Raw genomic sequence first — 20,383 nt, forward strand, 5'->3', positions numbered from 1 at the left:
ACAGATAACAAGACAGGCAATATGTTCAACCCTGTTTTAGATACATGTCTCATGATTTTGTCATAAAAAAACGGCATTGGAGGTGATTAATGTCATTTGCAACAGATACTGTATGTACCACTATTACATTGGATATAGATTCAGAAAAACTAGGCGAGTTTTCCTTAGAAGAAAAAGCTGATGATGTGTTTGTCTTGCAGAACGGGTTTTACAGATTCAATGGAAAGTGGAAGCAAAGAGGAATTGGAAAACTTGGAAGTAAAGAGATTGAACATCTAGATACCATAGAAAAGGATGGAAAATTGTTTTACAAATTCAAAGTATTACGTGCAGGACAATTACGTTCATCAATTATTCAAGACAATATTGAGGGGATTGGCAAGTTCTCAGAGATGACAAGGCAGATTGATCTTAATGCCGATAAAAAAAGAACATGGTTAGGAAATATTACAAATATTAATGAACAAACAACAAATTATTCTATTCCAATTTGTTTAAATTATTTTAAAAATATTTGAGAGAATGGACAATAAAAAACAATTTTTGATTAGCGGGGGAATTTGTATACTAAGTTTCATTATAATGTATTTTCTATTGACAACTGACTTTCAAGATAATTCTTTTATGATGTATCAAATTGTAGAAAACGTTAGAATCCATCATCTTTTTTTAATTCCTGTTTTGACTTATTTTGTATTTTTTATTGTGTGGATTATTACTAGAGAATACATTTCAATAAATTTAGAAAATTTAATTTATGATTGGCCAAAAAAGGGTTTAGTAAAAATAATAGATTCAAACACAAAAAAAGACATTCTTGGTTTTTTTCTTCTCAGTACCGTCATTACTGGTTTTGTTTGGTATGTGTTAGGAATATCTACTTCAGAAGCATTTTTAGCAATAGTTCCTTTTACAGAATTTGTTCCTGAATTACAAGTTCCTTGTGAAGCATTAGCTGAAATTTCAGATAATTCTTTTGGGGATATCGAATATGTTCTTTTGTTAGTTGGTCCAATTTGGGTATTGATCCTTAAACAAAGTAGAAAATACGAAATCCGAAACTCAATAAAAAAACAAAGAGGGATGAGAACATTAGTTTTGTTCTTTTGGGCCTCAATAGCATTATTTGTAGCTGACAATAATTTTGAATTAGGATGTGAAGACGATAGACCTTCTGGATGGTATCTTGCACCCCCAGGTCCTGCATATAACCTCTATTCAGATATGTTATCAGCCATGATTTATGGGGGTTTGATTACTTTGTTTATTTTTGTTTTAAACAAATATTTTGAAAAATGGATTACTACAAAAAATTAATTATCCTAAAAAAATTTCTATGTTATAAAAATAATTTTTCATATATTCATATTAGATTATGATTACAATACCTTTTAGTATTCCTTGTACACAGAATGTCTGTTTGAGATTAATAAAATTTAGAATATTTCGTTATCGTTCAATAGAGGATTCAGGAGAAATACCTGTAGATGAGAAAATTACTACCTTTGTAGGAATTAATGAAAGTGGAAAAACTAATGCTTTACGTGCATTAAGAAAATTAAACAATAAAGCTGATACAAAATTCAATAGGTTGACCGAACAACCTGTCTGGCATTTTAGAAATTTTGATGAAAATGAAATTTTTATTACTGCCACATTTTCTATAGAGAAGGCAGAAAGAGACGAAATAAAAGAAATAGATGAAAATTATGGGAATTTGCAAGAAATTTCTTTTAGTAGAAAAAAGAATATGGATTTAATTTGTCATTTTGAAGAAAATGACCAACTTGCAATTCCTTATTCAAAATTCAATGTTGAATATATTCAACCAATCAAATCCATAATTGAAGGGATTAATGTAACTACATTTGAAAATGGTGAAGCATTAGTCAACAATGTTTTAAGTTCTATTGAGCAAATAGGCGAGGGATTAGAAGATGATCTAAACGTTAGAAAACAATCAATTTTAGATCAGATAAAAACAAAAATTGACGCGGTTACACCTCATTTAGATGCAATTTCTCCTCATCACGATAATTCTGAAATAGAAACAATTCTAAAAAAAATTGAAGATGATGTAAAACCTGACAATGGGGAGGAAGTAAAAAATTTCTTAATAAGTAAACTGCCACGATTCATTTATTTCGAAAATATAGGTGTACTAGACAGCCGCATCAATCTTCAAACGTTGGTTGACGATATTAAAACAGGTGACTTAACAGAACAAGAACTTACTGCAAAAACATTGTTAGATTTAGCTAATTTAGATGCAATTGAACTGTTAAAGTTAAGTTCCGAAGAAAAGAAAAGTCAGCCCAGAATAATTCAGGACAAGGATACTTTATCTCAATTATGCAATCAAGCATCATTAAGTCTTAGCAGAGAGATGGATGACATATGGAATCAAAATGAACATGATGTGCAAATCGAAGTTAATGGGAATTTTTTGAGATTATGGGTAACTAATAGGCAAGACAGATTAAGATTACAATTAGAAGAAAGAAGTAGAGGTTATCAATGGTATTTTTCGTTTTATGTTGTATTTAATGTGGAGTCTGAAGGAAGGCATAAAGATTCAATATTATTATTAGATGAACCTGCATTGTTTCTTCATGCTTTGGGCCAAGAAGATTTCTTAACAAAGGCATTACCGCAGCTATCCCAAAAAAATCAAATCATCTATACTACTCATTCCCCATTTTTACTCGACTTAACTAAACCATTTTCAATACACACGGTAACATTAGATAAAGAATCTTCAAGACGCGAATCACATATTTCAAAAGAACATTGGGCAACAGACAGAGATGCGTTATTCCCATTACAATCTGCTGTAGGATATCATCTTGCACAATCAATGTTTATTGGAAAGAATAGTATGATTGTAGAAGGATTAACTGATTTCTGGTTACTTAGTAGTGCTTCAGCTGTTTTTGAAGCAAATGGCAAAGCAGGTTTTAACAAAAATTTTGTTTTTAGTCCTGCTGGAGGCGGCACAAAAACCATTATTTTGGCAAAAACTTACGTTTCACAAGAATTGAATGTAGGTGTTCTTTTAGATTCAGACAATGAAGGTAAAATTACAAAAGAAAAATTGGTTCGTGAACAAATTTTGAAAAGTAATAAAATTTTAACACTGGGAGACGTGCTTGAAAAACAAGGAGTTACGATGTCTTTGGAAGATATATTCCCTGAAGATTACTATCTAAAATTTGTAAAACAAGCATACAAAGATGTCATAGGAGAGAAGGAAATTAAATTAGAAAGTGATAACCCCATGATGGTAAAACGTGTTGAATCATATTTTTCAAAAAATCAATTAGGAAAATTTGACAAAACAAAACCTGCATTGGAAATTACTAAAGAATTTGGAAAAACAGATCTTGAAAAACTTCCATCTGAATTGATTGCTAATCTTGAAAAAATATTTTCAAGTGTCAACACTATTATGAAATGATAGAAATCCCTCATAATTGTATTATACAAGATTAGAGAACTTTTAGCATTGAATAAAACAGAAAAAATATCGTTAATAACTGCAATTGGAACAGTTATAGTTGCTTTTGCAGTTGGAATTCAGTCATATGCATTACTATCAGAATTTGAAAGTATCAATAGACCATGGATTGGAATTACAAAATTTGAAGAAACCCCAGAGAATAAAATAAATTACATCTATGAAAACTTTGGAAAAATTCCTAACACCGATGGAAAGATAAGAGTTGTTTGGACGGAAGACATCTATGATGATTTTATAGAAAAAATGTATGATAAACCTGCACAATTAGAGATGGGAGTTTTGTTACCCACTCAAACATTAGAACAAACGATAAACGATCTGCCTTTAGAATTAATACAAAAATCAAAAAATGGTGATCCTTTGTATGTGGGAGTTTTAATCAAATATGATTACCTTGATAATAAAGAAGGAGAATATGGCACAATGATGGAATTTGTTAATGGGGAATTCTCTATTGTTAAAACCTGGTTAAAGTAAATCCTGACCTACAAATTCAAAAAAAATTAGAGGTCAAAAGTATTGCATGAATTGCAATTTTGACCATCAGGCAATGTATCTATCATATCTTTTGGATGGGGCATTTTGGAACAAGTTGGGCTCGAATTGCTTCAAGATTATACACATCTGTATCAGTAGAATCTATGAGAAGTTTTTCAACTTTGGTAGGCTTCTTTGGGTCATAATTCCACTGCTTGAGAAGTTTTTCCATCGAAGTCTTTTTGTGGTTTATCCACCAATCCAAAATTTTTATGGCTTTTTTTACAGTCATTGATTAATGATAATTTAGATTTTGTAAAACTTTGTGAAATTTAATTATTGACTGTGATTCTAGCAATATTTTCAATATTTCTAATCATTAATTCTTGTTGTATGTGTCCCCAAAATCTAGAAGGGTTTACAAATCCTTCATCATGGTCAATGTTTAAAATTAATCTTTGATTCTTATCTTTAGGAAAAATTTTTGTAATGTTTTCTCTGCTATAGATGTAAAATTCATTGGATTCTCCTTCATACACAACATGATTCAAATTGTCTCTAAGAATTACTGATTGTCCAATTCTCAAATTTCTAATATAATCATTTAACGCAGATAATCTGTTTCGCGGTATCAAAATTGTATCTGGTCTTTCAATTTCATTTACACTCGTAAATGCTTGCTCTAATGTATCATACAAATTTGCTTGGTTAGATTCAGATGTTAGTTCTAATTCCAGACTACGAAAATGGTTTATGAAATGTGCCATCTCTATTTGTTGTAATCTATTAAACACCCGCTCATCTAATTTATCAACTGATACTGAATCAGGTCTAATCAATGTAGAAGGAACTGAAATATCAAAAGCATGTGGAGTATAATGTTGATTTTCATTTGTGACAAAAACAGGTAATGCAAATCGAATATTTTGCGTCCAAGTAATGAATCGTTGTCTTATTGCATCTTCTAATTGTGATATTATGTCTTCACTCATGATTTTACTAACGTATTCTGATAAAAACTCATTAAAATATGAGCTACATAATAATTCTGTATTATGGGCAGTTTTAGTAGTGGACCTGGATTTGCAGGTGCTAATAACATGATGATCTTTATTGATGGGGGGTATCTAAGAAAAAATGTCAAAAATTTAGTTGACAATGATGATATTAATTATCAAATTCTTGCACATTATTTACGAGATAATGGCAGATTAGATACAAGATTTGCAGCACATGTAATTAGAAATTATTACTATGATGGTATTGCCAATGTAAAAGATGCTGAATCAAATTATGATGGCAGTGACAAAGGATTAGAACTATTAGATGTGTCATCAGAAATGATTCAAGAAAAAGAAGAAAAACAAGAAAGATATGTTACGCCAATTAAAAACTTAGAACTTTTTGAAGTACGGTTAGGACGTCATGTATTATCTACTGTAGGCGGTGTTGAAAATAGAAAGAATTGGTCATGGAGACAAAAGGGTGTAGATGGTCTGATTGCAATCGACATGATAACTAAAGCATATGAAGGGCAATACAACACTCCAATTTTACTAGCAGGAGATGCAGATTTTATAGAAATTGTGAATTCTGTGAAAAATTTAGGCACAAATGTTGTAGGGGCATTTTTCCCAGGCCATGTCTCTCAAGAGTTAGAATATTCACTTGATAAAAAAATTGAATTAGTAAAAGGTGAATTATTAAACCAAAAAATTATTCATGAAAACTAAAATTTTAGAAATATTTTTTCAATGCAATCCATCCCTTTGCTAGGAGTGGTTCGTATTTTTTAGAATTTTCAAAATGAGCCTGTAGATCTTGAAATGATTTCCTATTCTCAATGTCATTACTATGATCTTCTAACTCAATAATCTGATTTTTTTCAACATCAGGAACAACTCCTTTGATTCCCGCAGATTTTGAAGGGTTCTCATGTAAATCTTTGAGAAAAATGATTCGTCCAAGCAAGTTTTCTGCTAAATGAATTATTGTGTAATTCATGGCATATTGATCATCTTTAGGAAATACTCTAAATGATTTCCATTTTTTCTCAGTATCATCCCAATCACTGTAAAAACAAAGTTTCTTTATCTTGTTGAATTTTTTTAAAATTTCAAGCAAGTCTTTACGTTTTGAAATAGCCTCTTCTTTTGATTTTTCAGCTATTTTTTGAACAGTTTCTTGCTGAAAATCAAGATAAATTTTCATTTCAGCATCAGACATCTCATCAATCATTTTCATGTTTTCTTTTTCTAGTTGGCTTAGCTTAAAGTCATGATCAAGGAGGGATTTCCAATCTTTTTTAGTGACACCATTATCTTCTTGCAGTTTTCTTAGTAACCAATTAGCTTTGGCAGACTCTTCATATGATAAAATGGCAAGTGCAGTAGATTCAGCATGCTTTTTTTGATTGAATAATTCTTCTGATGTAATAAGTAACGAATTTGCATGGCCTATTGCAAAATTCATTCCTTTTATGATCTTATCCGATGTAATCAAAAAATCAGTCATAACCTTGACTATGATTTCATTAATCTAAAACTTTACGACAACTGTCATAATTTTATTCGTAAAAGGGGGGCTTTGCCTTTTTACTCTTTGTCGATAAATTCTTCTGCTCTTGGAGGGTCTGGAGCAAGTCCCTTTCTCTTTCGAATGTCAGCAACAGCTGCTGTAAGCATGGATTTAGGAACTTCGGTCCATGCCTTAAAGGAAGTATTCCATGTTGCACGTCCTGCAGTTTGACCTCTCATCTCTTCAGATAATGTAAATGTCTCAGAAGCTGGTATCTCACCTGTAACAATACTTGATGCACCTTTTTGTGCCATATCTAGAACTTTGCCACGTTTTCCAGAAAGAACTGTTGCAACATTTCCAACTAGATCAGTTGGTACACGAACTTCAATTGCCAAAGTTGGTTCCAAGACAGCAGTTCCTGCAGTTAGCAATGCACCCATACATGCTCTACGAGATGCAGGTCCTAATTGAGATAGACCTCTGTGTGCAGTATCCTCGTGAGGAACAAAGTGAGTAAATATGAATTTACAGTCCCTCATCTGCTCTTTACAGAGAGGCCCCTCTTTCATTACTTCATCAAATCCAGAGTTTATAGAATCAGTTGATTCCTGTACAAATTGAACACCTTTTGTTCCGTTAATCAAAACATTACCACGAGAATCAAATCGCATAACTCTCTTTATTGTATCAGTATCCCATCCGGCGCCCTTTAGCAAATCTGAAACAATCTTCTTGTCTTTCATATCACTGATTTCACCGGTTCTTAGCATGTTTGCAATTTCAGGCTCTAGTGGTTCAACTTTCATGAATATTTTGTTGTGCCTGTTTGGAGATTTTGCCATGATTGGTTCACATGCAGATTTTACAGTTTCTCGATAGTTAATCAAAGGCTCAGATGTAACAATCTCTACTTTAGCATCCTGAATACGGTGAGTAGCAACATCAAGGTGCAAGACACCCATTCCTGCAACAATTGTCTCTCCGCTTTCTTCATCAATTTTTACAATCAAGTTAGGATCTTCAATGGTTAGTTGTTTGAGAACTTCGACTAGTTTAGGTAAATCTTTAGGATGTTTTGGTTCAATTGCAACTTGGACAACAGGTTCTGAAACATATTTGACTCCTTCAAACATTGGAATGTCTTTAACAGATGATAATGTGTTACCTGCTCTAGCTTCAGTTAATCCTAATAATGCAGGAATGTTTCCAGCACCAAGTTCTCCTACTTGTTCTCTTTGGTTTCCCATAAAGAAATTTACAGATTGAACTCTTCCTTCACGTTTTGCATCAATGATGTTGATTGTTTGTCCATCTTTGATTGTTCCAGAGAATAATCTTCCAATAGCAACAGGCCCTGCTGCAGGATCCAATACCATGTTTACAATCATCATAATTGTGGGACCAGTATCATCACATGCAAGTAATGCCTTTCCAACATCAGATTCTAAATCACCTTTCCAAATTTGAGGAATTCTGTATGTGACTGCCTCATGAGGGGCAGGATGATGTTTTACAACCATACCAAGAACTGCATCAGCTAGTGGTGCTTTCTCAACTAGATCGTCGACTTTTTCATTTTCATAAGCGTCAATAACATCTTTGAATGTAATACCTCTTTCTTTCATTAAATCAATGTTGATTGCCCATCTATCTTTTGCAGAGCCAAAGGTCACACTTGCATCTTGAATTGATACCTTCCATTTTTCTTTGTATTCAGGTTCTGCATATGTATCGATTAATTGATTAAAGTTTGAAACTACTTCTGCTAATTGAGCCTGCATTTTTTCAGGAGTTAATCGCAGTTCTTTGATTAGTCTATCTACTTTGTTGATAAATAAAACAGGCTTTACTCTCTCTTCAAGTGCCATTCTAGTAACAGTTTCAGTCTGAGTCATGATTCCTTCTACTGCATCACACACTACAACTGCACCATCAATTGCCCTAAGACTACGAATTACCCTTCCACTAAAATCTACGTGTCCAGGTGTATCAATCATGTTAATGACATATTCAGTACCTTTTTGGGAAAAGAGCAAAGTAACATTTGCTTGATAAATTGTAATTCCTCTTTGTTGTTCTTCTTTATCAAAATCCATAGCAAGTGCTTTTCCAGCAGCTGATGGGGCAATAATTCCAGAGTAAGCTAAAAGGCTGTCACTCATAGTAGTTTTTCCATGGTCAACGTGAGCAATTACACCAAAGTTTCGTATCTGATCCTTATTTTTGATAATTTTCATTACTTCACTTGTTGACTTGAATTTTACCATATTCGCAAACCCTAGGATTCAGCTATTAAACCTTAGCCTTCCAAAAAGATCAATAGATCATGTCATTACTTACATTACGAATCTTTTTTGCCGTCACAAAATAACAGTCTTTTTTCCGTTTTCTTTTTGCCTCATTTAGTGCAATGAATTGAGAGAAAAATGTACAGTACAACACTTGAGATATTTTATCAGATGGCATACTGGGATGAACCACATTAATTCCAATTTTTTTAAGATTTTTTGTCAATTGCACATTATGTAGATTTTTTTCTTCAAAAATTATGACAGTGTCACCACTTTTAGCTGAAAATAACTCCATGTGAGAAAACTGCTCTATTCTACAATAGTGTGCATCATACCCCAACACCTCATAGAATTTTGCAGCACAATACATTGCAAGAGGGAAAGTCAATAAATTGCCAAGGATGTAAATTTTTTTAGAGATTTGGACTCGCTTGGAATCAGATTTTGCTTTTGAATATAATCTAGCAGGATGGGAGATACGTATAGGCGCAACTAGAGAAATGCAACATAAGGCACTTTCTAAAAATGAGATGCTGCCTGCAGTAAAAACTCCATTATTAGGAGAGTCAAGTAGAATTACATCATTAGAGACTTTAGCTAATTGGCCATCAGACTTTGATGTAATTGCAGTTGATTTTTTTGTAATTTTTGCAACCTTGACATTAGTAATGGTGTTACCAGAAATTGAAACAAAGTAAACATGTTTTGATTTTACTAAAGATCTATTTTTGTACAAGTCTAATGGATCCATTGCCTTTACCAATCCATTAGAAAAAGATTCAGCCAACATAGAAGACACCATTGAATCACCACTTCCAGAAAAAATGATATTTTTTTGCAGAGTCTTTGAAATAGGTTTTTGCTTTTGAAAGGATTTTAGAAAATCTACTTGGAGATGAATGTCTTTTTCAAATGCATCCATAGTATTCATCAATTCAAATAATTTTTTGGCATATATTAGAAAATCTGTTTTAGCTGTGTTTTGATTTTTATTACGACTAGAATTGAACTAATTATGGAAATTTCAGTAGGGCATACTCCTGATTCGGATGATGCATTCATGTTTTATGGTATGTTTACAGGAAAAGTTCCATCTCCAGATTTTGAAGTAAATCATGTCATTGAAGATATTGAAAAATTAAACCGCAAAGCAACAAATCCACAACTAGATGTCACAGCAGTTTCAGTTCATGCATGTGCATATATTCCAGGATACACTGTTTTACGAAGTGGCGGAAGTTTTGGAATTGGATATGGCCCCATAGTTACTGCAAGAAAACAAATGACTATTGATGAGATAAAAAAATGCAAAATTGCAATTCCAGGAAAGATGACATCAGCATTTTTACTACTACAATTAATGATCGGAAAATTTGATTATGTTGAAATGAACTTTAGCGACATTCCAGAAGCTGTAAAATCAGGCAAAGTCGATGCAGGGCTAGTAATTCACGAGACACAATTATCATATGAGCAAGAAGGGAATGCCAAAATTCTAGATGTAGGAGAATGGTGGGATAAGACAACTGGCGGATTGCCAGTACCACTTGGAATTAATGTCATGAGAACAGACTTAGGATCAGAGACAATACAGAAATTTGACAAATATCTTCAAGCATCAATTGAATATGGATTAGAAAATTTTGATGATGCACTAGAGTATGCAATGCAGTATTCCAGAGAAAAGCCAAGAGAATTGATTGAAAAATTTGTAAAAATGTATGTAAATCAAGTAACAGTCAATATGGGAGATTCTGGGGAAGAATCCATAAGAAGAGTATTTGAGATGGCAAAAGAAAAAAATCTAGTTCCAGATTTTGAACTAAGCATAGCCATCAAGTAATTATAGAACAAAAAATTTTTACAATTAATGGGTGACGGAATAGGCGGTCCAGTAATTGGCATTCTAACTAACAATGCATTTGAATTACTTGTAAGTCATGTTAGAAAAGACAACAAAGATGAATATGGTAAAACAGAAAAAATTATCATGAGCAAAATTGACAATCCAGACGACCCACAATATGAAGAAAAAACAAAAGAAGACTTGGAAAGAGCACTAAAAGGAAAGTTTGTTTCATGCAATGTTCAATACAGAGATAAAAAAACAGATGCACTCATTTGCAATGTATTTGTACAAAAGCCACCTGAAGGATTTTGAAATTTTAGCTAGACTCAATGATGTAATGTAATTTTGTCACACGTGATCGTTCTTTTATGCTAATAGAGCACAAAATTTTCGTGAGATACATTTGAGATTTACAGCATGACTATTAGTATTGTATTTATCACAAAAATGGAGTCTGCAAAGTTGCAGATTCAGCAGGAATGCTGATAATTAATTCAGGAGATCAAGGTACAATTTCACTCAAGTTGCACATGGAAGAAAAATAAATACGGAGGATCCAATTTCCTAATATATGATAAATACAAAATAATATCAAATTGGTACTAATTGACAAGAAAATTTTTGGTGGAGGCATTGCCATGATTGTTGCAGGAATTGTTATCGGCTTATCAATTGGAGAGCCACCCACAGGTCAAGCTGGAATGTCTGAAGAAGAGATTATTGATTTAATGGTAGCAGAAGATGAAAACCAGGCTTTGCAGTTATTGTATGGACTTTTAATTGGTGTAGGATTTTTGTTGATTTTAATTAGTTTTGGAGCAAGGCGTAGAAAGGGCAGTGCAAAAAGATCAGAGAAAAAGCCTGCAGAGTAATTCAAACTTTTTAATCCAATTAAAGTACAGAAATAAAGTTGATTCATGCAGAAATTAGTATATATCCAATAGCGACAAAAACTACTAGCGCAAGTTTTTACATTGCAAAAGCAATTGAATCAATTCAAAAGATAGAAAATCTCACATACGAAATTAATTCAATGGGGACAGTTTTAGAGTCAGATGATATGGATGTAATTAACAAAGCAACAAAACAGATGACAGAAACAGTTCACAATCTAGGAATTGGTAGAGTAGAAGTTGTAATTAAGATAGATTCAAGAAGAGACAAACATCTAAAGATGCATGAAAAGATAGAGTCAATTAAAAAACATTTAGATTAAAAATTCTTTAAAATTCCAAAATGAGTATTACGTTGTGCAGGAGTACGGCCTATTTCTTTTACCATAGTTGCAAGCTCATCAACTGATGATGTTGTAGGTTTTCCTGCAGCACGATAAATCTCCTCAGAAAATGCAGTTCCAACCAAGTCACTTCCACCATTAGACAAGGCAACTTGAGCAAGTTTCTTTCCATATGCTACCCAATAAACAGAGATGTTGTTTAGAGTATTTGCAAGCATAAGTCTTGATAATGCAATGATTCTCAAATCATAAACAGAAGAACATTCATTATTTACCAAATGCTCTTGTTCTAGTTCGGTATTATCTAAACTGAATTTTAGTGGAATGAGTGTGATGAATCCATTTGTCTTTTTTTGTAACTCACGAATTTTTACAAGATGATCAACAATGTGTTCAGGTTTTTCAATGTGTCCATAAAGCATAGTTACATTACTTTTGATTCCCATATTATGGGCCTCTTCAATTACATCTAACCATTCTTGACCAGTACATTTTCCTCTTACAATCTTTTTTCTAATTTCTGGATGAAATAGTTCTGCTCCACCACCAGGCATTGAATCAAGTCCAGCATCTTTCAGTCTAGACAGAATTTCTTTAGTGGAATTTTTTGTAAGTTTTGATAGATAAAAAATCTCTGCTGCAGTTAATGCTTTGATGTTTAGTTTGGGATGATTTTTCTTAATTATTTTCATCATGTCTTCATAGTATTCAAGGGGAAGTTTGGGATGAAACCCTCCAACAATGTGTACTTCAGTTGCACCCATCTGTTTTGCAATTCCTACTCGCTGTTCAATTTCTTGAGGAGTTAATGTGTAAGCATCTTCAGCACCATCTTTTCTATAAAATGCACACATCTGACAACTTGCAGCACACACATTTGTGTAATTCATGTAGTATGATGCTGCAAAAGTTACAGTGTCACCAACTAGTTCCTTTCTTCGGGCATCAGCTACTGCTCCAAGCAAGTGCAGATTATCATAATTCATCAATTCAAGACCATCTTTGTAGGATAGTTCTTGACCTGCTATGGCGCGATCTAGTGCCTGAGAATCACCTACTAGTTGTTCTAGCATACAATAAGACTAACCCATCATGATATATTCCTTAGTCAGACTCAAGAAATAAGTAGTCAGATAACAATATCACTACATGGTGCTCCCACTAGTAGATGAACACAAACCAAAATGCTATCTATGCCATGAAGGGTTTGATAATTTAGAAAAACTCAGAGAGCATCAAAAATCAAAACATACAGATTTTTTTGAATCACATGAAAAAGAGATGAATCGAGAGCCAGCACCTGGCGATGTTACAGTGTTTTAGTTTGTTCTTTAATTGATTTCAGTAAATCTTGTGCCAAATCTTTTGAAATATTGGCCAGATCAAATCCTTTGTCAATAGATAATGCTTTTTTAAAATGTTTTAGTGCATCTTGTAATTGTCCAATTTCACCTAAAGACAATCCTTTGTATGCAAGGGCCATTGTGCATTTTTTATCAATTTTTAAAATCTCATCATAGCATTTTATTGCCTCAACATATTTTTGATCAGAATGCAGTGCAGTACCTTTGTTTAGTAGAGCATCAAGGTTTGCAGGAGAAATTAGCAAGGCTTTATTGTATGAGCGGATTGCAAGTTTAATTCTGCCCATATTTTGTAATGTAACTCCTTTATCAATAAGGGCACTGACATTTGCAGGTTCACTTTTCAATACTAAATCATAGAGGTCTAGCGCATCATCAAAATTACCATCTTCAACACACTCATAGGCTTGAGACAACATCTTTTTTGTATTATTCAATATATCAGATAATATTTTGTTAATAAAGTAGTTTTACTTTACAAGATATTATACGTACAAACAATGAATTTACCTCCATGATCGGTTTATGATAATATGGTATAAAATTAGATTTTTTGATTAATTATTGATTAGAGGTAAACTGTGGATTAACTTCAGATCAGGAAATTCTATCCACTCGCATGTATCCTTGAGGCTTGCTATTTGACTGATCCCAACAAGTAATCAAGAAGTTCATTTTTCTTCTTGTTTTTGTACTGTATAGTGTAGTATGAGGTCTATGAGCATTGCCTAAAACAATTGTTTTTTTACCATATTGCTTGAATTTTCCATCTACAACATATCTCATGATATTTGCACCAGATGGAAATTTTACTTTCTTTTTTAGATTATAATCTTTTACCGTAAGTATACCAAAATTATTTTTCCAATATACCATAGAAGACATTGAATAGTTATGACCAGTTTTTTGAAGAATTTTTGAACTTGATGTAATTTGCCATTTTTTATCAACAATTAAATGAATTAAGCTACCTTCAACTGTTTCAACTATTTTTTCAGGCATGAATGCCATAAAGCATGGAGACACATGAGCAGGGCATCTTCCCGTTTGTAAATAAGCAGTGCCACCGTTTGAGTAGTTATGGTGAGAATCAGCAGGAACAGTTTTGACACCTTTTCCAATTCCATTAATGCCAAACTTGCAAATAATCATTCGAGGTTTACCAGTGGAAGATTTGTCACCATGTTGAAAAAGTGCAACTGCAATACCATTTTTTTCTTCTACAAGAAAATGATCATTTGTTACTGTATTTGGGAATCCTTTTGAATTTCGACTGCTGTATACTGAAAATTTTCCAATACGATTAAAATTACTATCTAGTTTTAACAAAAAACACTTCTTTGCACTTGCTGTGGAAAATGAAATCCAATGATACCCATGAGCAAAAACATGCCAGTGATCTGCAATATTTTCACCACCAGAATCTACTGAAGTTGCAACTGTAGTCCAAGATGGCGAACCAAAAGATGGGGGATTAAGAGGATCAACTCTAGACATAATAATTTCTCCGTTTGTTTCTGCAGACAAAACTAAACCTTGGGAATCATCTACTACTGGGAATAACCACAAATCTGTACCATAAACTGCAGTTTTTTTTACAAGTGAGACTAGTGTGGGAGGTTCTTTTGTCACAGAATACAATAAGATCATATATTGATAAGGGTTCTATCTTTTATTATCATACAGAATTAAGTTATTTTTCATAATATATGAAATAATAATATAGATTCAATATAAAATCAAGAAGAATACCTATCACGAGGATCAATTTGCAATGATTTGTTAAAACAATCCATTGCTTCTTCGTATCTCCCAAGACTGCGAAGTGTAATTCCTTTGTAATTCCACAAGTCAGGATCATCTTGATTCAAAAGAAGGGCTTGCTCAAAAAATCCTAGCGCATCATCAAAATTGCCATCCTCTAGGAAAGACTTTCCTTGTGAGATAAGTTCTTCAATTTCACTCATGAAAATATGATTCCAAGCATTTGTTTTAAATTTGACATGACTGAAAAAATTTGAGCCTAATCAATTAAACAGATTTTTAGTTATTTAGTGAAAATTTAAATAAATTTTTTCAATATAACTAGTGTGAATTTAGATAAGACAGATGAAAGAATTCTAAAAAATTTGATGGTAGATGCAAGATTATCAGCAAGACAACTTGCATTGAAATTAGGAATGTCAACTGTAACTGTTCTATCTAGAATAAAAAAAATGGAGAAAGCCAACATCATAAATGGATACTCAGCAATAGTTGATCATGAAAAACTTGGTTATTCGCTTACTGCAATAATTGAAATTATTGCAAATAATGACAAAGTTGTGGATATTGAGGAAGAGTTATCAAAATTTGAAAATGTTTGTGGAGTGTATGATATTACTGGTTCAACAGATACGATAATTATTGCAAAATTTAAAGAAAGAAATGAACTAAGCAAGTTTGTCAAAGGTCTTGCAGTTATCCCCAATGTTGAAAACACAATTACACATGTAGTATTAAATACTGCAAAAGAAGATTTTAGATTAGCATAGTGAAAAAGAATTGAAAATTGTAAGTATTTTTCTAGTTTTAGTAATGTTATTTCTAATACAACAATCATACGGACAAAATGAAGAATTAGATATGGAACTTGAAGTTTCAGATGAGGAAAAAATTATTCTATTTGGAGGGTTTGCAATAGCTATAATTGGATTATTCTTGTTTTTAGCTAGAGATATCATTCTTAGAAGAAAGACATCATATGATAAAGAAGAGTTAGAATCAAAAAAAGACAAGACACAAGAAAAATATCATTCTGATTGGGGAGATGATTACGAAGAGATTGGAAAAAGAAGAAACACCATTAAAGATAAAGAATTTAGAGATGCTGTAAAAAATAATGAATTACCAAATTACTATAAAATTTTAGGGGTTTCAAAGGATGCAACACAAGAAGAGATAAAGAGTAAATTCAGAGAACTAGCAAAAAAGACACATCCAGATATAACAAAAAAAGACTCTGAAGAAGAGATGTCAAAACTAAACAAAGCTTACGAAGTACTTTCAGATAAAGAAAGTAAAGAAAGATATGACAAGTATTTTGTAGATTAAACTGATTCTAGTTTTACAATAATCATACTAAGTTCAATTGAATCAGGTGTTTGAACACTATTTGTTAGATTTGTGAAAATTTCCAAATTTTTTGTGGAATCATTAATGCTCACAATAGTTGTGATTTTTATTTCGCCAAATTCTGTATTTGGTCCAAGCATCTTTTTTGTAAGTAATGGAACTACAGAAAGATCCTTAATTGTACCCTTCATCTTATAAGCAAATTTTTCTGAAAAATATACCCCACCACGGGTGGTGGGTTTGTTTACTGGAATAGGAGAATAAGTTACAGAAACATCTGTCAATATGTATGAATTATCTTTTAAATCGAGTTTGAATTCAAGAGAATCAGATTTTGTTGAATCAATTAAAAATTTTAAAATGTTTTCATCAACAGTCATTTAAAAATAGCAAAATAGTAATTCTATTGAATCTTTCTACAGGAAATTAAAATTTCAATCAGATCAACTTTAAAAATAAGAAAAAAGACTGATGAATAATGCAATTATTTGCAAATACGCAGGTAATGAGAAATAATATTTTAGATTTATTGATAGAGAATAGACTAGAAGACGATTGCTATGTAGAAATGCTAGATTACACTATTGACTTGTTTGAAAGTAGGGGTCTTGGTAGAGATTATTATGGATATCATAATATCAATCATGAATTAGAAGTAACATATTTTTCATTATTAGCTGCAAAACAAGAAAAAATAAAATTCACACATGAGGACATAAAATATCTATATGTTGCAGCATTGTTTCATGATTTTGATCCAGAAAAAAGTGTCGACAAACCTCATGAAGAAAGTGTTTTAAAATTTATTGCAACTGACAAAAAACTTGGTCAATTAATTAAAACTGCAAAAATTGATTTAGAAATAATCAAAGTGTTAATCTTAAGAACAACATATCCTTGGGCAGGTCAACTTAAAAAAAATGCTGAAGAGCAAATCAAGCAATGTTTTCAAAATTCAGAATTGACTAGAAACAACATCGAATATCAACAACACATCATGAATATGGGATGGTATCTCACAGTAGTTGACAGAGTTAGTGGATACGCATTAGGCGATTTTTCCAAGGCTATGGAAATGGCAAAAATGAATGCACATGCACTAGCATGGAGACCATCATTAATTGTTAGAAGCGCAGTAGCATATTTCGAAGAGCTGTTAAACAAAGAAACAGAGATGGTAAAGCCTGTTCTCAAAATACTTTCAAATGAAATGAGAAAGAATTTTTTTGACACAGTTTTATCATTTATGAGAATCAGACAACAAGAAATTACCATTCAAGCTGATTGTGCATATAGAAATCTTAGATTAGTGCCAACTATCGAATGCATGTCTACTAGAAATGATCCAAATTTTATCAATTCGTTACATGACATATTATTAGAACTGCCTAGACCTTTACAATTCACAGACAAATTTGAAGAGTCAATAAAAGATCCAGACACCATTATCACCACACTAAGATTAAATGGAAAAAAAGGAGAAATTGTAGGATATGCCAAGGGTGGCGCTCTTGAAAATTATAATCTAAGAGAAGAAATTAGAGATGAAAACTATGGTCTAGGAAATACAGTATTTTTGGAACCAATCGCAGTAAAGATGGGGTATTGGGGATTAAAAGGAGGCAGTGAGATGCGCCACATGTTTGTAATGCAGGCTCACTCAAAAAAATTCAAGTATCTTACAAGTTTTGCACTTAGAGATGTGATTCAGGCAAGAATTGAAAAAGAGCAAGCAGAGTTTGTAGCACAGTTTGATCCTGAACGATGGGATTATTATCGAATCAAGATTTAGATTCATCAAATGAATTCTTTGAAAACAGTATTATCAAAAGCAATTCAAGGTCAAATACATTCAGAAAAAGAGTTTCAAAAATTTTACTCAGTAGATGCAAGTTCATATCAAATCATTCCAAAAATGATAGTTATTCCAAAAAATGAAAAAGACATCATCAATACAATTAAGATAGCAAAAAAATTTAAAACAACAGTAACTGTGCGTGGTGCAGGCACGGGGTTAGTTGGTAGTGCACTAAATAATGGAATTATTTTAGATATGAAAAATTTTGATTCAATAAAAATATTCAAAAATCATGCAACTGTAGGTCCAGGAACAATCAAAGGTAAATTAGATAAAAAATTAGAGGAAAAGAAAAAAATTTTTCCACCAAATCCATCGATTGGTTCCTTTTGTTCTGTAGGAGGAATGCTTGGAAATAATTCAAGTGGAAGTAGAAGTCTAAAGTATGGAAGTGTAATTGACAATGTAATTGAGATAACAGTAATCGATGGTAACGGTAAAAAAATTATTCTACCAAAAGATAAAAAAATTTCAAATAAAATTCAAAGTAAAATTAGTGTAGATGAGAAACAGTTTCCAAATGTTTCAAAAAATTCTTCAGGATATAGAATTGATAAAATAAAATCAGGAAAAGATACTCATAAAATTATTATTGGTTCAGAGGGAACATTAGGAATTATAACATCAGCAAAACTCAAAATTAAAGACATACCAAAAAAAAGAATTCTTTTCGTAATAGAATATAGTTCAGTTAAAAATGCAATAAATGATTGTATCAAAATAAACAATACAAATCCTTCTGCAATTGAGTTTGTAGATCATACCACATTAAAACAAATAAATTATATTTTTCAAAAAAATACAGAATGTTTACTTTTTGTAGAATATGATGAAAAGATTACTCTAAACGAGAGAAAAATAAAGTCAATTATTTCAGGAAATATTGTAAAAAAACTAACAAAAAAACAAGATATTCATCAATGGTGGAAATATAGAGATTCATCATTATTTTATAGCCTCAAAAGCATAAAGAAAGAAAATAGAATTCCCCACATAATTGAGGATGCAGCAGTACCAATAGAAAAATTGCCAAAATTATTTTTGATTTTAAAGAAAATTAACAAAAAATTTCAGACAAAATCAGTCATATACGGACATATAGGAAACGGCAATCTACATGTTAGACTAATTTCAAAGAGAAGAAAAATGTCAACAATTAAAAAAATTGCAATGGAGTATTTTGATGAAATAATCAAGATTGGCGGAACAATTACTGCAGAACATGGAGATGGTTTAGCACGTTCAGAATTTATCAAAAAACAATATGGGAAAACAAACTATGAAACATTTAAAGAAATTAAGAAATTATTTGATCCAAAAATGATATTAAATCCAGGAAAAATAATGACTAAAAAAAGTACAGTAATTAGAAATTTTGAGAAAATCTAATTTTGAATTCGATATCAAACTAATTGTTTAAAATATTTTAAAAGAGATCAGATAAAGAATTTAAAACTAATTTTAATTATTTAAAATTAAAAAATAATTTTTGTGAACTCAAAATAAAGTTATAATACAAAAAATGAAAATGAAAAATATCTAATATTTAAAAAATATGCAGAACTTGTTGCTAAATTTACCCAAATTACATCCATTACGAAAAAAATGAATCCAGAATGTAATAATTAAGATCGGAGATTTGCCTCTTAGTGAAAAAAATTCAACAAGTTCTTGCTAATAGAACCTTGAGCCTAGTGAGGGTATGACAATAGGATATTGCGTAAAATGCCGAGACAAACGAGAAATCGGTGGCGCTAAACCATACACAATGAAAAATGGTAAACCTGCAATCAAAGGCACATGCCCAACATGCAGTACTGCCATTTTTAGAATCGGTAGAGGATAGATTTCTTATATAGAAATTTAGTACTGCCATTCATCAGTAAGGCCATTCCATAGCGAACGCATTGGGGATGGATCTTTTTCTATTTCTTCAGTAATTCTATTTTTTAATACAAAAAAGAAGTTTTCTAGTGCATCAATTCCACCATCAGCATATAGTTCGTGGCCTATCTCAGTAATTCTCTTATGTTTTTCAGGGATTTCAGAAGAATTTGGATTTTGTAGACAAAATGTCATCAGATCAATTAGTTCTTCTTCAAGCATAAAGTCCATTACACAATTACCAAAATTCTAATCAAATTTAGGTTTTG

The 20,383-nt window shown here is 31.8% G+C and carries 26 protein-coding genes; 15 read left to right on the forward strand and 11 right to left on the reverse strand.

Annotated elements, in window-relative coordinates:
- Positions 1 to 89 precede the first annotated feature (89 nt).
- From NPIRD3C_RS07130 to NPIRD3C_RS07145, 4 genes are all read left to right on the forward strand, one after another.
- Positions 90 to 518, forward strand: coding sequence for a hypothetical protein (locus NPIRD3C_RS07130; RefSeq protein WP_148703490.1), 429 nt, complete (start codon positions 90 to 92; stop codon positions 516 to 518).
- A 76-nt stretch (positions 519 to 594) separates the two neighbouring features.
- Positions 595 to 1,317, forward strand: a complete 723-nt coding sequence (locus NPIRD3C_RS07135; protein WP_148703491.1) for a hypothetical protein — start codon at positions 595 to 597, stop codon at positions 1,315 to 1,317.
- A gap of 103 nt (positions 1,318 to 1,420) precedes the next feature.
- Positions 1,421 to 3,457, forward strand: coding sequence for an AAA family ATPase (locus NPIRD3C_RS07140; protein WP_160272894.1), 2,037 nt, complete (start codon positions 1,421 to 1,423; stop codon positions 3,455 to 3,457).
- A 48-nt stretch (positions 3,458 to 3,505) separates the two neighbouring features.
- Positions 3,506 to 3,997 (forward strand): hypothetical protein, encoded by a 492-nt coding sequence (locus NPIRD3C_RS07145; protein ID WP_148703493.1) that lies wholly within the window; start codon positions 3,506 to 3,508, stop codon positions 3,995 to 3,997.
- 82 nt (positions 3,998 to 4,079) lie between these two features.
- Here the strand turns inward: NPIRD3C_RS07145 and NPIRD3C_RS07150 are convergent, their stop codons facing one another.
- The gene (locus NPIRD3C_RS07150; RefSeq protein ID WP_148703494.1) at positions 4,080 to 4,289 is read right to left on the reverse strand and encodes a hypothetical protein; all 210 of its coding nucleotides are present in this window, start codon (positions 4,287 to 4,289) and stop codon (positions 4,080 to 4,082) included.
- A gap of 40 nt (positions 4,290 to 4,329) precedes the next feature.
- Positions 4,330 to 4,989 (reverse strand): hypothetical protein, encoded by a 660-nt coding sequence (locus NPIRD3C_RS07155; protein ID WP_148703495.1) that lies wholly within the window; start codon positions 4,987 to 4,989, stop codon positions 4,330 to 4,332.
- Positions 4,990 to 5,052: 63 nt separating this feature from the next.
- On the opposite strand from NPIRD3C_RS07155, the gene NPIRD3C_RS07160 reads away from it, so the two are divergent.
- Positions 5,053 to 5,730: an NYN domain-containing protein gene (locus tag NPIRD3C_RS07160; RefSeq protein WP_148703496.1), complete on the forward strand. Its 678-nt coding sequence runs from the start codon at positions 5,053 to 5,055 to the stop codon at positions 5,728 to 5,730.
- A 4-nt stretch (positions 5,731 to 5,734) separates the two neighbouring features.
- On the opposite strand, the gene NPIRD3C_RS07165 is transcribed toward NPIRD3C_RS07160, so the two are convergent.
- The 3 genes from NPIRD3C_RS07165 to NPIRD3C_RS07175 all read right to left on the reverse strand — a co-directional run bounded on the left by NPIRD3C_RS07165 (position 5,735) and on the right by NPIRD3C_RS07175 (position 9,739).
- Positions 5,735 to 6,511 carry an AbiV family abortive infection protein gene (locus NPIRD3C_RS07165; protein ID WP_148703497.1) on the reverse strand — a complete coding sequence of 259 codons (777 nt, stop codon included), beginning with the start codon at positions 6,509 to 6,511 and terminating at the stop codon, positions 5,735 to 5,737.
- An 80-nt stretch (positions 6,512 to 6,591) separates the two neighbouring features.
- On the reverse strand, positions 6,592 to 8,784 hold the full coding sequence (locus NPIRD3C_RS07170) for an elongation factor EF-2 (RefSeq protein WP_148703498.1): 2,193 nt from the start codon (positions 8,782 to 8,784) through the stop codon (positions 6,592 to 6,594).
- 49 nt (positions 8,785 to 8,833) lie between these two features.
- The gene (locus tag NPIRD3C_RS07175) at positions 8,834 to 9,739 is read right to left on the reverse strand and encodes a phosphoheptose isomerase family protein (protein ID WP_148703499.1); all 906 of its coding nucleotides are present in this window, start codon (positions 9,737 to 9,739) and stop codon (positions 8,834 to 8,836) included.
- 84 nt (positions 9,740 to 9,823) lie between these two features.
- On the opposite strand from NPIRD3C_RS07175, the gene NPIRD3C_RS07180 reads away from it, so the two are divergent.
- From NPIRD3C_RS07180 to NPIRD3C_RS07195, 4 genes are all read left to right on the forward strand, one after another.
- Complete coding sequence (locus NPIRD3C_RS07180; protein ID WP_148703500.1) at positions 9,824 to 10,651, forward strand: MqnA/MqnD/SBP family protein; 828 nt, start codon at positions 9,824 to 9,826, stop codon at positions 10,649 to 10,651.
- A gap of 27 nt (positions 10,652 to 10,678) precedes the next feature.
- Entirely contained in the window at positions 10,679 to 10,969 is a 291-nt protein-coding gene (locus NPIRD3C_RS07185) for a hypothetical protein (RefSeq protein WP_148703501.1), read from the forward strand.
- Between the two features lie 266 nt (positions 10,970 to 11,235).
- A complete protein-coding gene (locus NPIRD3C_RS07190) occupies positions 11,236 to 11,529 on the forward strand; it encodes a cytochrome c-type biogenesis protein (RefSeq protein WP_148703502.1) in 294 nt (97 codons plus the stop codon).
- A gap of 38 nt (positions 11,530 to 11,567) precedes the next feature.
- Positions 11,568 to 11,873 carry an MTH1187 family thiamine-binding protein gene (locus NPIRD3C_RS07195; protein WP_148703503.1) on the forward strand — a complete coding sequence of 102 codons (306 nt, stop codon included), beginning with the start codon at positions 11,568 to 11,570 and terminating at the stop codon, positions 11,871 to 11,873.
- On the opposite strand, the gene NPIRD3C_RS07200 is transcribed toward NPIRD3C_RS07195, so the two are convergent.
- Positions 11,870 to 12,967 (reverse strand): radical SAM protein, encoded by a 1,098-nt coding sequence (locus NPIRD3C_RS07200; protein ID WP_148703504.1) that lies wholly within the window; start codon positions 12,965 to 12,967, stop codon positions 11,870 to 11,872. The two genes, NPIRD3C_RS07195 and NPIRD3C_RS07200, sit on opposite strands and share 4 nt — an antisense overlap.
- Positions 12,968 to 13,043: 76 nt before the next feature.
- Between NPIRD3C_RS07200 and NPIRD3C_RS10655 the strand changes: the two genes are divergently transcribed.
- The gene (locus NPIRD3C_RS10655; protein WP_182126732.1) at positions 13,044 to 13,217 is read left to right on the forward strand and encodes a C2H2-type zinc finger protein; all 174 of its coding nucleotides are present in this window, start codon (positions 13,044 to 13,046) and stop codon (positions 13,215 to 13,217) included.
- Here NPIRD3C_RS10655 and NPIRD3C_RS07205 read toward each other — a convergent pair.
- The 3 genes from NPIRD3C_RS07205 to NPIRD3C_RS07215 form a co-directional block, all read right to left on the reverse strand.
- The gene (locus NPIRD3C_RS07205) at positions 13,204 to 13,677 is read right to left on the reverse strand and encodes a tetratricopeptide repeat protein (RefSeq protein ID WP_182126827.1); all 474 of its coding nucleotides are present in this window, start codon (positions 13,675 to 13,677) and stop codon (positions 13,204 to 13,206) included. The genes NPIRD3C_RS10655 and NPIRD3C_RS07205 overlap by 14 nt on opposite strands.
- Positions 13,678 to 13,855: 178 nt before the next feature.
- Entirely contained in the window at positions 13,856 to 14,890 is a 1,035-nt protein-coding gene (locus NPIRD3C_RS07210) for a hypothetical protein (RefSeq protein ID WP_148703506.1), read from the reverse strand.
- Positions 14,891 to 14,997: 107 nt separating this feature from the next.
- A complete protein-coding gene (locus NPIRD3C_RS07215) occupies positions 14,998 to 15,225 on the reverse strand; it encodes a tetratricopeptide repeat protein (RefSeq protein WP_148703507.1) in 228 nt (75 codons plus the stop codon).
- 123 nt (positions 15,226 to 15,348) lie between these two features.
- Here NPIRD3C_RS07215 and NPIRD3C_RS07220 point away from each other — a divergent pair, with 123 nt between their 5' ends.
- Together NPIRD3C_RS07220 and NPIRD3C_RS07225 are read left to right on the forward strand one after the other, a co-directional pair.
- Positions 15,349 to 15,792: an Lrp/AsnC family transcriptional regulator gene (locus NPIRD3C_RS07220; protein WP_148703508.1), complete on the forward strand. Its 444-nt coding sequence runs from the start codon at positions 15,349 to 15,351 to the stop codon at positions 15,790 to 15,792.
- A gap of 10 nt (positions 15,793 to 15,802) precedes the next feature.
- Complete coding sequence (locus tag NPIRD3C_RS07225) at positions 15,803 to 16,351, forward strand: DnaJ domain-containing protein (RefSeq protein WP_148703509.1); 549 nt, start codon at positions 15,803 to 15,805, stop codon at positions 16,349 to 16,351.
- Here the strand turns inward: NPIRD3C_RS07225 and NPIRD3C_RS07230 are convergent.
- Positions 16,348 to 16,752: a hypothetical protein gene (locus NPIRD3C_RS07230; protein WP_148703510.1), complete on the reverse strand. Its 405-nt coding sequence runs from the start codon at positions 16,750 to 16,752 to the stop codon at positions 16,348 to 16,350. The genes NPIRD3C_RS07225 and NPIRD3C_RS07230 overlap by 4 nt on opposite strands.
- A 98-nt stretch (positions 16,753 to 16,850) precedes the next feature.
- Here NPIRD3C_RS07230 and NPIRD3C_RS07235 point away from each other — a divergent pair, with 98 nt between their 5' ends.
- From NPIRD3C_RS07235 to NPIRD3C_RS10660, 3 genes are all read left to right on the forward strand, one after another.
- Entirely contained in the window at positions 16,851 to 18,164 is a 1,314-nt protein-coding gene (locus NPIRD3C_RS07235; protein WP_148703511.1) for an HD domain-containing protein, read from the forward strand.
- Positions 18,165 to 18,173: 9 nt separating this feature from the next.
- Positions 18,174 to 19,619: an FAD-binding oxidoreductase gene (locus NPIRD3C_RS07240; protein ID WP_148703512.1), complete on the forward strand. Its 1,446-nt coding sequence runs from the start codon at positions 18,174 to 18,176 to the stop codon at positions 19,617 to 19,619.
- 313 nt (positions 19,620 to 19,932) lie between these two features.
- Positions 19,933 to 20,076, forward strand: coding sequence for a DUF5679 domain-containing protein (locus tag NPIRD3C_RS10660; RefSeq protein WP_012215116.1), 144 nt, complete (start codon positions 19,933 to 19,935; stop codon positions 20,074 to 20,076).
- A gap of 17 nt (positions 20,077 to 20,093) precedes the next feature.
- Here the strand turns inward: NPIRD3C_RS10660 and NPIRD3C_RS07245 are convergent, their stop codons facing one another.
- Positions 20,094 to 20,345 carry a hypothetical protein gene (locus tag NPIRD3C_RS07245; RefSeq protein WP_148703513.1) on the reverse strand — a complete coding sequence of 84 codons (252 nt, stop codon included), beginning with the start codon at positions 20,343 to 20,345 and terminating at the stop codon, positions 20,094 to 20,096.
- Positions 20,346 to 20,383: the final 38 nt, after the last annotated feature.

This window comes from Nitrosopumilus piranensis, assembly GCF_000875775.1.
Classification (GTDB): Archaea; Thermoproteota; Nitrososphaeria; order Nitrososphaerales; family Nitrosopumilaceae; genus Nitrosopumilus; species Nitrosopumilus piranensis.